Origin of the sequence: Mesorhizobium sp. M7D.F.Ca.US.005.01.1.1, from assembly GCF_003952545.1 — a bacterium.
In the GTDB taxonomy this organism is placed as follows: Bacteria; Pseudomonadota; Alphaproteobacteria; order Rhizobiales; family Rhizobiaceae; genus Mesorhizobium; species Mesorhizobium loti.
On sequence record NZ_CP034453.1, the window covers coordinates 3,768,372 to 3,781,469 of the forward strand.

The following is a 13,098-nucleotide window of genomic DNA, read 5'->3' on the forward strand; positions in this document are numbered from 1 at the left end:
CCAAACCTATGCGTCCGGCGGCAACACCTGAAGCACCCGCGCTATGAACATGTGGAACTCAGCCATGTAGTTGCGTAGGAAGTCCTCGGTGGATTCGACCGTCACTTCGCCGTCGTCCGTTATCAGTCCCGGCGTGAACTGGATATAGGCTTCCGGCGCATTCATCTGGGGTGAGTTGCAGAAGCTCAGAACGCTGCGCAGGCTTTGTTGGGCGACAGCGGTTGCGATGGCGCCCGGCGATGTTCCGATGACGGCGGACGGTTTGCGCGCGAATGAATTCTTTCCATAGGGGCGGCTGGCCCAGTCGATCGCGTTCTTCAATCCGCCAGGGATCGAGCGATTGTACTCCGGGGTAACGAACAGCACGGCCTGAACGGAGGCGATCGCCTCTTTGAAATCCCTGGCGACCGGTGGGAAATTCGCGTCATAGTCGTAGCTGTAAAGGGGCAGATCCCTGAAAACGATTTCCGTCATTTCAAGTTCCGGAGGAGCCAGTTGAACGAGCGCCTTCGCGAGCTTGCGGTTGATGGATTCCCGGGCAAGACTGCCGATGAGGTAACCGACTTTGTGTATGGCCATGACACGCTCTCCGTGTTTGCCACCCGCACCCTCATTGCATTATCCGCCAGATGGCAGCAGATCGCCAGCGTCGCCTCGAAATCGGCCTTCCGAACAAAAATATTGCGCTGATCCCCCTTGTTATGAAACCGTGTGCCCCGACTGGCCGTTGAAGCCATGCTTATATGCGGCCACCGCATTTCGGTTCATAGCAAGGGGTTTTCACGATGTTTTCAGTCAAGGTCCTGGCCGGCGCGGCATTGGCGCTCGGCATCACGGCGGCTTCCGCCAGCGCCCAGGTGGTTGTGTCTTCGAAGATCGACACCGAGGGCGGCGTGCTCGGCAACATCATCCAGCTCGTCCTCAACGCCAACAACATCAAGACATCAGACCGTATCCAGCTCGGTGGTACGCCGGTGGTGCGCAAGGCGATCACTGCCGGTGAGATCGACATCTATCCCGAATACACCGGCAACGCCGCCTTCTTCTTCGAAAAGGCCGACGACCCGGTCTGGAAAGATGCCGCCGAGGCCTATGAGACGGCCAAGAAGCTCGACTACGACGCCAACAAGATCGTCTGGCTGTCGCCATCACCCGCCAACAACACCTGGGCGATCGCGTTGCGCAAGGAAGTCGCCGAGACCAACAAGCTCGCCACGCTCACTGACTTCGGCAAATATGTCGCGGGCGGCGGCCAGGTGGTGCTGGCGGCTTCCGCCGAGTTCGTCAATTCGGCCGCCGCCCTGCCGGCCTTCCAGACCACCTATGGCTTCACGCTGAAGCCTGAGCAACTGATCACGCTCTCGGGCGGCGACACCGCGGCCACCATCGCTGCCGCCGCCAACCAGACCAGTGGCGCCAACGCCGCCATGGTCTACGGCACCGATGGCGGCATCGCACCGTCCGGGCTCGTCGTGCTCGACGACGACAAGGGCGTGCAGCCGGTCTACCAACCGGCGCCGATCATTCGCGAAAAGGTGCTGAAGGAACATCCCGAGATCGAGACGCTGCTCAAGCCGGTCTTCGCCAAACTCGACCTCGTCACGCTGCAGGAGTTGAACGGTCGCGTGCAGGTCGGCGGCGAGCCGGTCAAGGGCGTCGCCGAAGACTTCCTGAAGAAGAACGGCTTCCTGAAGTAGGACGATTCCGGCGCGCCGCTTTCGTGGCGCGCCGGATCGACTGACGGGGGAGGGCGTGAACATTCGGTTCGACAAGCTCGGCGTGGTCATCGCCGCGATATCAGCCTATGCGGCTTTTGCCGCGCCCTTTGCCACGTTCCGCGCTAACCGCATCGTCCCCGGCCAGGCGCGCTCGATTCTCGAGGCGCTGCCGGCAACCATCGGGGCGCTGCTGCTCGCCATCATCGTCGTCGGCGCGCTCATTGCTCTGTTCAGGACGCCGCTTGTGCTGCGCCTCGCCGCCAGCGTGGTGGCGCTTGCCGCGCTCGCGCTGCTGGTTGGCGTCGCCGGCACATTTCTCACGCCGGCGGGCAACACCTTTGCGAGGGTTTCGCCGGCCTCAGGCTTCTGGATTCTCATCTTTGCCTTCACGCTTTTGCTGGCTGACGTGCTGACACGGCTGAACCTGTCGCCCTGGGGGCGGGTTGGTGTGCTGGTCGCGGCCAGCGCGGCGATCGGTCTTTTGCTGATTTCGGGAAGCTGGAACGACCTTTCCATCCTGAAGGAATACGCCAACCGCGCCGAGAGTTTCTGGGCGGAAGGCTCCAAGCATGTGACGCTGGCGCTCGGTTCGCTGGCTGCTGCGGTGATCGTCGGCCTGCCGCTCGGCATCCTGTGCCATCGCGTCGAAAGGCTGCGCGCCGGCGTGCTCAACGTGCTCAACATCATCCAGACCATTCCCTCGATCGCGCTGTTCGGCCTGCTGATCGCGCCACTCGGCTGGGTCGCCACGCATGTGCCGGGGGCTGCCGCGCTCGGCATTCGTGGCATCGGCACAGCACCCGCCTTCGTCGCACTGTTCCTCTATTCGCTGCTGCCGGTGGTGGCCAACACCGTGGTCGGTCTCGCCGGCGTGCCGCGGGCCGCCAACGACGCCGCGCGCGGCATGGGCATGACCGACAGGCAGCGCCTGTTCGGCGTCGAGTTTCCGCTGGCATTTCCTGTCATTCTCACCGGCATCCGCATCGTTTTGGTGCAGAACATCGGCCTTGCCACCATTGCCGCGCTGATCGGTGGCGGTGGTTTCGGCGTCTTCGTCTTCCAGGGCGTTGGCCAGACGGCGATGGACCTCGTGCTGCTCGGCGCCGTGCCAACGGTCGCGCTCGCCTTCGCCGCCGCCATCATCCTCGATGCGGTGATCGAAATGACTGCCACCAAGCGCAGGGTTGAAACGGCATGATCGAGATCGAAGGCATTACCAAGCGCTATGACGCGACAACAGTGGTCGATGACGTTTCGATGGTCATCGAGCCGCGCACGGTTTGCGTCATTGTCGGCACCTCCGGTTCCGGCAAGACGACGCTGCTGCGCATGATCAACCGGCTGGTCGAGCCGACCTCGGGCATCATCAAGCTCGACGGCGCCGACAATCGTTCGCTGCCGGGTTACGAGCTGCGCCGCAGCATCGGCTACGCCATCCAGGGCCACGGCCTGTTTCCGCATCGTACGGTGGCGCAGAACATTGCCACCGTGCCGGTGCTGCTCGGCTGGGACAAGGCCCGCATCAAGGCCCGGGTCGACGAGTTGATGACGCTCTATCAGCTCGATCCCGAAGCATTCGGTCCGCGCTACCCGCACGAACTGTCCGGCGGCCAGCAGCAGCGTGTCGGCGTTGCCCGCGCGCTCGCCGCCGAGCCCAACGTGCTGTTGATGGACGAACCGTTCGGCGCGTTGGATCCGATCATCCGCACCAAGGCGCAGGAGGATCTGCTGGCGATCCAGAAGCGCTTCGGCACCACCATCATCCTCGTCACCCACGACATGGAAGAGGCCGTGCATATGGGCGACAAGATCGCGGTCATGGATGCCGGCAAGCTCGTGCAATACGCCAAGCCAGCCGAGATCCTGGCGAAGCCTGCAAGTGCCTTCGTCGAGACCCTGGTCGGCGCCAGCGAGCGGCCGTTCCGGTTGCTGTCGCTCGGTCGCGTCCGCGATGCCGTGGAGAAGGGCTCGGCCGAAGGCGAAGCGATCCCCGGCGACGCCAGCCAGCGCGACGCACTGGCCGAATTGTTGTGGTCGGGCCGGCCGGCGCTGCCCGTCAAAGGCGCCGACGGCAAGCCGCTTGGCCGCGTCACCGTCGACGGTCTGGTGAAACGCGCGGCGAGGCCGGCATGAAGGCCTGGCTTCCATCGCTGCTCAGGCTGGCCTTGGTGGTGCTGCTCGTCGCCTTTGTCACCAATCCCGGCTGGTTCGAGCCACTGCTGAAGCCGTTGACCGAGAACAATGCGCCGGTGATCTACAACCAGGGCAGCCTGCTGACGCTGACATTGCTGCATTTGCGCACGGTTCTGATCGCCACCGTGGCTGCAACCATCGTCGCGGTGGCGCTTGCCATCCTGGTCACCAGACCGGCCGGTGCCGAATTCCTGCCGCTGTCGCGCAGCCTGGTCAACATCGGCCAGACCTTTCCGCCGGTGGCGGTGCTGGCGCTCGCGGTGCCGGCCGTTGGCTTCGGCGAGAAGCCGACGCTGATCGCGCTGTTTCTCTACGGCCTGCTGCCTATCTTCGAGAATGCGCTGACCGGCCTGACGACGCTGCCGGCCAATGTGGTCGAGGCGGCGCGCGGTGCCGGCATGACCGGTTGGCAACGGCTCACCAAGGTCGAGCTGCCGCTCAGCGCCCCGATCATTCTCGGCGGCATCAGGCTGTCGGTGGTCATCAGCCTTGCCACCGCCACCATCGGCTCGACCGTGGCCGCAAAGACCCTGGGCGAAGTGATCATCGCCGGGCTGTTGTCCAACAACCTTGCTTTCATCCTGCAGGGCGGCCTGATCGTGGCAGCCCTTGCCGTGCTGATCTATGACGGTCTGTCGGCGATCGAGCGCTACACGGCGCGCCGTATGGGCAGAGAGGCGGCCTAGTTCGCGACCTCACCTGACGCTGATGCGCTATGACGCGCTACTCGCGGCAATGAAGGCGTCAACCGGGCCAAAGAACCTCGGCTGTTCTGCTATGATCTTCTCGTCGCTCCATTCCCACCAGCGGATAGCAAGCAATCTCGCAATCTGGTCGTCGGTAAACCTGTTACGGATGAACTTGGCAGGATTTCCGGCGACAATCGCGTAGGGAGCTACGTCCTTCGTTACGATCGAGCCGGCTCCAACAACGGCACCATCACCAATCGTTATTCCTGGCATGATGATTGCGCGTCGTCCGATCCATACATCGTTGCCGATTTCAGTCGGTCCGTTGACCACCAGATCACTATAGGCAACCATCGACTTTGTCATGAGAGCTCGGAATGGGAAAGTTGAGACAAACTGCGTCGGATGATTAGCGCGACAAAGGAATAGGACTTCCTCCGCTATTGAACAGAACGCTCCTATTCTTAGCGGCGAGGTTTCATCGCACCAATAGATATTACTGGGCTTCACGCTGTATGACCTGCGGCCAACTGATGCGTGCTGCGGCAGGACTTCCGGATTGGGAACTCGTCTAAGCCCAAGCTTGGTTCTAAGTTCTCTTGCAAATCCCATTTGTGCCTAAGCCATTTTGGTTAGAGGTTTGACTTCGTTCATGTGCTCAACGTTTCTATACTAGGCGGGTACGTCGCGGCACCTATTTGACCCTGCACCGCCAACGGAAACGCAACGGCACGGCATCGACCTTCTTTGTCGCCAGGAAAGTTTCAATTTCGAAGATATCCGAAGACGCGAGTCGGCTCTGCCTGGATTCTGTCAGTGACCCGCTACTTTCTGTGGGCGACCGAGAGAATTGGATCAAGTTCGGAGGGCCGCTGCTCTCAGAAGCGAGCTGGGCTTGGGCGCAGAGCGCGGGCATCGGCTGATTGGTCGTGTTGCACCTGTTCTGACCTAACCAACGGACGAGCAGCTGGCTGGACTCAACGACTGAGCTTTCAGGGCCGCCACAAGCCCTTCAGTGCCGGGCATGGCCCGATCTGAATAAATTCAATCGGTTTGCAAGAAGGCATTGCGGCGAAAGCCGGGCAAAAACCGAACAATATCTTGACGTTCCGAGCCCCGTTTCGCATACACCGCTGCGAAGGGTTGGATTCCGTCTGAGGAATCCGGTCTCTGTCTCAACGGCCCAGGGAGGGGTTCTTTTGGGCCATCAATCGAGGAAAATCCGGCAATGACAATTATTTCCGCCGTCATCGCCTGCGGCCTGCTTTCAATCCTTTACGCCATCTGGGCGACACGTTCGGTCCTTGCGGCCGATCAGGGCAATGCACGCATGCAGGAAATCTCCGCGGCTATCCGCGAGGGCGCACAAGCCTATCTGGCGCGTCAGTACACCACCATCGCTATCGTTGGCGTCGTCGTCCTTGTGCTCGCCTGGTGGTTGCTGTCCATCACCGCCGCGATCGGCTTCCTGATCGGTGCGGTGCTTTCGGGCGCCGCCGGCTTCATCGGCATGCATGTCTCCGTTCGCGCCAACGTTCGCACGGCGCAGGCCGCATCAAACAGCCTCGCTGCCGGCCTCGACATCGCGTTCAAATCGGGCGCTATCACCGGCATGCTGGTTGCTGGCCTGGCCCTGCTCGGCGTATCGATCTACTACCTTGTCCTGACCCACTTCATGGGCCTTCAGCCCAATGACCGCATCGTCATCGACTCGCTGGTCTCGCTCGGCTTCGGCGCATCGCTGATCTCGATCTTCGCCCGTCTCGGCGGCGGTATCTTCACCAAGGGTGCGGATGTCGGCGGCGATCTCGTCGGCAAGGTCGAAGCCGGTATTCCCGAAGACGATCCGCGCAATCCGGCCACCATCGCCGATAATGTCGGCGACAATGTCGGCGACTGCGCCGGCATGGCCGCCGACCTGTTCGAGACCTATGCGGTGACCGTCGTCGCCACCATGGTTCTGGCTGCCATCTTCTTTGGCGGCACCCCCGTCCTGGGTGCGGCCATGCTTTATCCGCTCGCCATCTGCGGCGCTTGCATCCTGACCTCGATCGTCGGCACCTTCTTCGTCAAGCTCGGTTCCAACGGCTCGATCATGGGCGCACTCTACAAGGGCCTGATCGTCACCGGCCTGCTGTCCATCGTCGGTCTTGGCGTCGCCACCTCGGTCACCCTGGGCTGGGGCGAGATCGGCACCGTTGCCGGCATGGCCATCACCGGCAAGAACCTGTTCATCTGCGGCCTCGTCGGCCTCGTGGTGACCGGTCTCATCGTCGTGATCACCGAATACTATACCGGCACCAACAAGCGCCCGGTCAACTCCATCGCCCAGGCGTCGGTCACCGGTCACGGCACCAACGTCATCCAGGGCCTTGCGGTCTCGCTGGAATCGACGGCGCTGCCGGCGATCGTCATCGTCGGCGGCATCATCTCGACTTATCAGCTCGCCGGTCTCTTCGGTACGGCGATCGCGGTCACCACGATGCTCGGCCTTGCCGGCATGATCGTTGCTCTCGACGCCTTCGGTCCGGTCACCGACAATGCCGGCGGCATTGCTGAAATGGCCGGCCTGCCCAAGGAAGTGCGCCAGTCCACCGACGCGCTCGACGCGGTCGGCAACACCACCAAGGCGGTGACCAAGGGCTACGCCATCGGTTCGGCCGGTCTCGGCGCGCTGGTGCTGTTTGCCGCCTACTCGAACGACCTGAAGTTCTTTGCCGCCAATGGCGACAAATATCCCTACTTCCAGGGTATGGGCGAGATCTCCTTCGATCTCTCCAACCCCTATGTCGTCGCCGGCCTGATCTTCGGCGGCCTGATCCCGTATCTGTTCGGCGGCATTGCCATGACGGCCGTCGGCCGCGCGGCGGGCGCCATCGTCGAGGAAGTGCGCAAGCAGTTCCGCGAGGATCCGGGCATCATGGCTGGCACCTCGAAGCCGAACTACGCACGCGCGGTCGACCTTCTGACCAAGGCAGCAATCCGCGAGATGATCATCCCGTCGCTGCTGCCGGTGCTGGCGCCGCTCGTCGTCTATTTCGGCGTGCTGCTGATCTCGGGTTCGAAGGCGTCCGCCTTTGCCGCCCTTGGTGCGTCGCTGCTCGGCGTCATCGTCAATGGCCTGTTCGTCGCTATCTCGATGACCTCTGGCGGCGGTGCCTGGGACAACGCCAAGAAGTCTTTCGAAGACGGCTTTGTCGACAAGGACGGCGTCAAGCATCTCAAGGGTTCCGAAGCGCACAAGGCTTCGGTGACCGGCGACACGGTCGGCGATCCCTACAAGGACACCGCTGGCCCGGCCGTCAACCCGGCGATCAAGATCACCAATATCGTGGCGCTCCTGCTACTGGCCGTGCTCGCGCACGGCTGATCACGGAGCCATCGCTCGAAAACAAAACCCGCGGGAGCGATCCCGCGGGTCTTTGTTTGGCTTCGACGGCAGGCTTCAGACGAAAGGCATGCTCGTGAGGGCGGGCGTTGAAGAGCTTCTTGTCCCCGCCATGTCGGCTGGATGCTATCGTCAGGACGGCACGTTTATGTCGTCACGTTTGAGTCGTTCGTTCAATTCCCACAAGGCTGTCCTGTTGCTGTCCCATTTGAGTAACCGGGACGCTTCTTCATAGGCCACCCATCGATATTCGGTATGCTCGCGCGATAGTACGATAGTCAGATCATCCTCCAGATATATCCCGAACGCACGTTCCAGGACCACGTATACGTCTGGTCCCCAGAGATCGCGATCCTGGAAGTGAAAGGCCGGCACGCTAGCCACCGCGTCTAGCGAGACCAACGGCGCTTTGAAGGGGACGCCAGCCTCCTCCATCGCCTCACGCCTCGCTGCTTGTTCGGCTGTTTCCCCTTGTTCGACGCCGCCCGCTACCCCCTGCCAGCAATCTTCAGAATGATCGCCGCGCCTGAAGATTGCATACTCAATCCGACCGTCGTCGCGATATCGATATGGGATGACTAAGATCTGCAGAGGTAGGCGCGCCATGCTGTTACTCCCTTCGAGATCGCACAATATAAGATCACGACTGGCGCGGATCGTCGAACAACGGCAGAAAACAAAAACCCGCCGGATCGCTCCCACGGGTTTTTGGTCGCCTGAGATGTTGCTGCTTTCCCGCAGGGGAACTCAGAGTCTGAGATCAGGGAGTGCCGCCGCCGGGAATGCCGGGCGCCAGCTTGCTGGCGCCGTTGATGATCTGGCTGAGGAAGTTCTGGTCCTTGCCGCCGGTCGGTGTGGTGCGTGAGACGAAGTCGAACATCTTGCCGTCTTTCAGCCCGTAATTGGCGATCTGGGTGACGCGGCCGTCGGCGCCGAAATAGACCGCCAGCACCTTCTGATCGATGAGCCTGGGCTTGTCGAAGGCGACGTAGCGCTTGCGCGTCTGCGATATGTAATAGAAGGCCTCGTTGTCGAAGGTCGCCGTCGTCGACGGCGTGCCGAGCGCCAGCAACACCTGCTCGCGGCTGGAACCGACTGGTACCGAATCGATTGCCTGCTGGTCGATGACGTAACCCTGCGTCAGCGTCTCGCTGGGGCTGAGGTCACCGATCATCTTGTTGGTGTGGCAGGCGGACAGCGCCGAAACAATCACCAGCAGCGAGATTGCGCCAGCGGGCCTGGACGAGAAGGTCGACTTGAAATTCAGCGCGCGCAACAACAACTCCATTAGCTGGCCGCAACTTGCGCTGGGCCGCGAAACCGGTAAACCAGCTTGCTTGCCGATGCAACAAGGCCACTTCAACAAACGGTCCCCAGGAGACCATCCCCAATGTTCCAGCGCTTTTTTGGCCGCGAACGCCACGCCAACCGCGCTATCACCGAGGCGCTTTACGCACAAATCGTGGCGGCGGCGCGGCAGACCGTGTTTTATTCCCACTGGAATGTGCCAGACACGCCGCTGGGCCGTTTCGAGATGCTGTCGTTGCACATGTTCCTGTTCCAGCATCGGTTGCGCGGTGAGAGCGGCGTGGCGCAAGAGGTCGCTCAGGTGCTGATCGACGAGTTCTTCCTCGACGTCGATCATTCACTGCGGGAGTTGGGCATTGGCGACGTTGGCGTGCCCAAACGCATGAAAAAGCTGGCAAAGATGTTTTATGGCCGAACCGCCGCCTATGACGATGCCCTGGAAAGAAACGACCGTGACGGGCTCACCGCAGCCCTTGCCCGCAATGTCCGGCCCGACGCCGGCGCCTGGCCGGAAGCATCGCTGCTGGCCGACTATGTCACCGACGCCTGCAACCTGCTGGCCGCGCAGACACCCGAATCGATTGTCTCCGGCACGCTGGCCTTTCCCGTCGCCAAGGGAGGTGAACAATGAAGCACATTGACCCGCAAAGCCCGGTATCCTTCCGCGCCAACGTCACGCGCCTGCCGCAGAAGGGTCTGCCGGTGGTTATCGAGGCCGATGCCGCACAGCGCGCAGCGCTGGCCGAGGAGCACGGCCTGATTTCGGTCGAATCCTATCGCGCTGAGCTTCTGGTGGCGTCATGGAAGCGCAACGGCGTGAAGATCAGCGGTCGCATCGAAGCGGACATCACCCAGGCTTGCATCGTCACGCTCGAGCCTGTCGAAGCGCATATCGACGAACCAGTCGAAGCTCTGTTGCTACCTGAAGACTCCAAGCTTGGACGGCAGGGTTTCGACGGCGGCGGCGAGATCCTGCTCGACGCGGAAGGCCCTGACAGTCCCGAAACATTTTCCGGTGACACGATCGATGTCGGGGCACTTGCCGAACAGTACTTCGGACTGGCCATCGACCCTTATCCGCGCAAGCAGGGCGCGTCGCTGAATGCCGGCAGCGAGACCGAACCGGCGGAGAATGAATTTCAGCAAAAACTGCGATCCTTGCTGGGAAAATCCTGAAAACCTCGCCCGCGACGGAAAAGTCGGTTGTGCAGCAGCCCAAAACCGTTATTTTCGCCGAACCTTCGCGAGCGCTAAAGCGATCTGCCGCCTAACCGTGAGATAAATACCGCGTGATCAGGATTTCCATCGATGCCATGGGCGGCGATCACGGACCAGCCGTGGTTATTCCGGCGCTCATGACGGTCGCGACCCGCCGTCCCGACATCCGCTTCGTCATCTACGGGCGTGAGGAGGTCGTGCGCCCGGAACTCGCCAAGTTTCCCAAGCTCGCCGAGGTCAGCGAGTTCTTCCATTGCGAAATAGCGGTCAGGATGGACGACAAGCCGAGCCAGGCGCTGCGCCACGGCCGCTGGAAGTCGTCGATGTGGAAGGCCGTCGAAGCGGTCAAGGCCGGCACGGCGGACGCCTGCATCTCGGCCGGCAACACCGGCGCGCTGATGGCGATGTCGAAATTCTGCCTGCGCACCATGGCCACCATCGAACGCCCGGCGATCGCAGCACTTTGGCCGACATTGCGCGGCGAAAGCGTGGTGCTGGACGTCGGCGCCACCATCGGCGCCGATGCGCACCAGCTGATCGACTTTGCCATTCTCGGCACCGGCATGGCGCGCTCGGTCTTCGGCATTGCCCGGCCCAGCGTCGGTCTGCTCAATGTCGGGGTTGAGGAGATCAAGGGCCAGGAAGAGGTCAAGGAGGCCGGGCGCATGCTGCGCGAAGCCAATATGGCCTCGATGAACTATCATGGTTTTGTCGAGGGCGACGACATCGGCAAGGGTGCGGTCGATGTGGTTGTCACCGAAGGATTTGCCGGCAACATCGCGCTGAAGACGGCCGAAGGTACGGTAAGGCAGGTCAGCGGCTATCTGCGCGCGGCAATGAGCCGGACGTTGATGGCCAGGATCGGCTATCTCTTTGCCAAGGGCGCCTTTGATCGCTTGCGCGAGAAGCTGGACCCCGGCCGCTCCAATGGCGGCGTCTTCCTGGGGCTGAACGGCATCGTGGTGAAGAGCCATGGTGGTGCAGATTCGGACGGTTTCGCCGCGGCGATCGAGCTTGGCTATGATATGGTACGCAACAATCTGCTCGACCGCATCGAGGCCGACCTGGACCTGTTCCATGCGCGCAACCCGCATGCCCTGACATCTAGGAAATCCGACGTCGTTATCGACGCAAAGGAATAGGAAAGAACTTTGATCAGATCAGTCGTGCGCGGCACGGGCGCCGCGCTGCCCCGCCGAATCATGAAGAATGCCGATTTCGAAGGCATGGTCGAAACCTCCGACGAGTGGATCGCCCAGCGCACCGGTATTCGCCAGCGCCATATCGCAGGTGATGACGAGACGACGGCTTCGCTGGGAGAAGCGGCGGCGCGTGCCGCAATTGCCAATGCGGGTCTTACGCCCGCCGACATCGATCTGATCGTGCTGGCGACCTCGACGCCCAACAACACATTTCCGGCCACCGCTGTCGAGATACAGAACCGGCTTGGCATGCATCACGGCTTTGCCTTCGACATGCAGGCGGTCTGCTCCGGCTTCGTCTATGCGGTTGCCACCGCCGATCTCTACATCCGTGGCGGCCAGGCCAAGCGCGTCCTGGTGATCGGCTCGGAAACATTCTCGCGCATTCTCGACTGGAGCGACCGCTCGACCTGCGTGCTGTTCGGCGACGGTGCCGGTGCCTTGATCCTGGAAGCGGGCGAGGGCGCGGGCACGATCGCCGACCATGGCGTCCTGGCGGCCAGCCTGCGCTCCGACGGAACCCACAAGGACAAGCTTTTTGTCGACGGCGGGCCGTCGACCACGGGCACGGTCGGCCACCTCCGGATGGAGGGCCGCGAAGTCTTCAAGCATGCGGTCGGCATGATCACCGACGTCATCGAGGCGACGTTCTCGCAGGCCGGTATATCAGCCGGCGATCTCGACTGGTTCGTACCGCACCAGGCCAATAAACGAATTATTGACGCTTCCGCCAAGAAGCTCGGGATAGCCGAGCAAAAGGTGGTGGTTACGGTCGATTTGCACGGTAACACCTCGGCAGCTTCCGTGCCGTTGGCGCTTTCGGTGGCCGTCGCCGACGGCCGCATCAAGAAGGGCGATCTCGTCCTCCTGGAAGCGATGGGTGGCGGCTTCACCTGGGGCGCTGTTCTGGTTCGCTGGTAAGTGCCGAACGGTCCGGTTTCGGTCCTTGACCTTGCCGGATCAATTACTTAGGCTCTGCCGTTGTTGTGCCGAATTTTATGTTTTGAGCTGATGGGACGGTCGCATGGGGGGAAAGACACTTACGCGCGCCGACCTTGCCGAGGCAGTTTACCGGAAGGTCGGCTTGTCGCGCACTGAATCGGCCGAACTCGTCGAAGCGGTGCTGGACGAAATCTGCGAAGCGATCGTCCGCGGCGAGACAGTGAAGCTGTCGTCCTTCGCTACATTCCACGTCCGCTCCAAGAACGAGCGCATCGGCCGCAATCCCAAGACCGGCGAAGAAGTGCCGATCCTGCCGCGCCGGGTGATGACCTTCAAGTCGTCGAACGTGCTGAAGAGCCGTATCCTGCGCTCCCACCAAAGCGGCAAGGCCAAAAGCGGCAAGTAGCCCACTGCGCGGTTGAAAACCGCCGCCGCCATGA

General features: G+C 61.9%; 13 protein-coding genes and 1 pseudogene. 10 read left to right on the top strand and 4 right to left on the bottom strand.

All coding sequences use genetic code 11. From position 1 onward, the window contains the following. Positions 1 to 6: 6 nt before the first annotated feature. Entirely contained in the window at positions 7 to 579 is a 573-nt protein-coding gene (locus EJ076_RS17970; RefSeq protein WP_126068790.1) for an NADPH-dependent FMN reductase, read from the bottom strand. 206 nt (positions 580 to 785) lie between these two features. Here EJ076_RS17970 and EJ076_RS17975 point away from each other — a divergent pair, with 206 nt between their 5' ends. The 4 genes from EJ076_RS17975 to EJ076_RS17990 are packed head-to-tail and all read left to right on the top strand — an operon-like array spanning position 786 to position 4,597. After that, entirely contained in the window at positions 786 to 1,697 is a 912-nt protein-coding gene (locus EJ076_RS17975) for an ABC transporter substrate-binding protein (RefSeq protein ID WP_126068791.1), read from the top strand. A gap of 55 nt (positions 1,698 to 1,752) precedes the next feature. Beyond that, a complete protein-coding gene (locus EJ076_RS17980; RefSeq protein WP_126068792.1) occupies positions 1,753 to 2,916 on the top strand; it encodes an ABC transporter permease in 1,164 nt (387 codons plus the stop codon). Continuing rightward, positions 2,913 to 3,851: an ABC transporter ATP-binding protein gene (locus EJ076_RS17985; protein WP_126068793.1), complete on the top strand. Its 939-nt coding sequence runs from the start codon at positions 2,913 to 2,915 to the stop codon at positions 3,849 to 3,851. The genes EJ076_RS17980 and EJ076_RS17985 overlap by 4 nt, the downstream gene beginning before the upstream one ends. Continuing rightward, positions 3,848 to 4,597 carry an ABC transporter permease gene (locus EJ076_RS17990; RefSeq protein ID WP_126068794.1) on the top strand — a complete coding sequence of 250 codons (750 nt, stop codon included), beginning with the start codon at positions 3,848 to 3,850 and terminating at the stop codon, positions 4,595 to 4,597. The genes EJ076_RS17985 and EJ076_RS17990 overlap by 4 nt, the downstream gene beginning before the upstream one ends. A gap of 27 nt (positions 4,598 to 4,624) precedes the next feature. Here EJ076_RS17990 and EJ076_RS35480 read toward each other — a convergent pair. Continuing rightward, positions 4,625 to 4,924 (bottom strand): annotated as a pseudogene (locus EJ076_RS35480) (CatB-related O-acetyltransferase); the annotation flags it as partial. Between the two features lie 904 nt (positions 4,925 to 5,828). Here EJ076_RS35480 and EJ076_RS18000 point away from each other — a divergent pair. Continuing rightward, a complete protein-coding gene (locus EJ076_RS18000; protein ID WP_109668627.1) occupies positions 5,829 to 7,970 on the top strand; it encodes a sodium-translocating pyrophosphatase in 2,142 nt (713 codons plus the stop codon). A gap of 150 nt (positions 7,971 to 8,120) precedes the next feature. Here the strand turns inward: EJ076_RS18000 and EJ076_RS18005 are convergent, their stop codons facing one another. Next, on the bottom strand, positions 8,121 to 8,594 hold the full coding sequence (locus tag EJ076_RS18005; RefSeq protein WP_126068795.1) for an NUDIX pyrophosphatase: 474 nt from the start codon (positions 8,592 to 8,594) through the stop codon (positions 8,121 to 8,123). A gap of 154 nt (positions 8,595 to 8,748) precedes the next feature. Further along, positions 8,749 to 9,264 (bottom strand): outer membrane protein assembly factor BamE, encoded by a 516-nt coding sequence (locus tag EJ076_RS18010; protein WP_109668931.1) that lies wholly within the window; start codon positions 9,262 to 9,264, stop codon positions 8,749 to 8,751. 114 nt (positions 9,265 to 9,378) lie between these two features. On the opposite strand from EJ076_RS18010, the gene EJ076_RS18015 reads away from it, so the two are divergent. The 5 genes from EJ076_RS18015 to EJ076_RS18035 all read left to right on the top strand — a co-directional run bounded on the left by EJ076_RS18015 (position 9,379) and on the right by EJ076_RS18035 (position 13,064). Beyond that, positions 9,379 to 9,927: a ubiquinol-cytochrome C chaperone family protein gene (locus tag EJ076_RS18015; RefSeq protein WP_126068796.1), complete on the top strand. Its 549-nt coding sequence runs from the start codon at positions 9,379 to 9,381 to the stop codon at positions 9,925 to 9,927. After that, positions 9,924 to 10,472, top strand: coding sequence for a DUF177 domain-containing protein (locus EJ076_RS18020; protein ID WP_126068797.1), 549 nt, complete (start codon positions 9,924 to 9,926; stop codon positions 10,470 to 10,472). Before EJ076_RS18015 ends, EJ076_RS18020 begins: the two co-directional genes overlap by 4 nt. Before the next feature lie 113 nt (positions 10,473 to 10,585). Further along, positions 10,586 to 11,656, top strand: a complete 1,071-nt coding sequence (gene plsX / locus EJ076_RS18025) for a phosphate acyltransferase PlsX (protein ID WP_126068798.1) — start codon at positions 10,586 to 10,588, stop codon at positions 11,654 to 11,656. 9 nt (positions 11,657 to 11,665) lie between these two features. Next, positions 11,666 to 12,637: a beta-ketoacyl-ACP synthase III gene (locus EJ076_RS18030; RefSeq protein WP_126068799.1), complete on the top strand. Its 972-nt coding sequence runs from the start codon at positions 11,666 to 11,668 to the stop codon at positions 12,635 to 12,637. Positions 12,638 to 12,740: 103 nt separating this feature from the next. Further along, positions 12,741 to 13,064, top strand: a complete 324-nt coding sequence (locus EJ076_RS18035; protein WP_013532231.1) for an integration host factor subunit alpha — start codon at positions 12,741 to 12,743, stop codon at positions 13,062 to 13,064. Positions 13,065 to 13,098 lie beyond the last annotated feature (34 nt).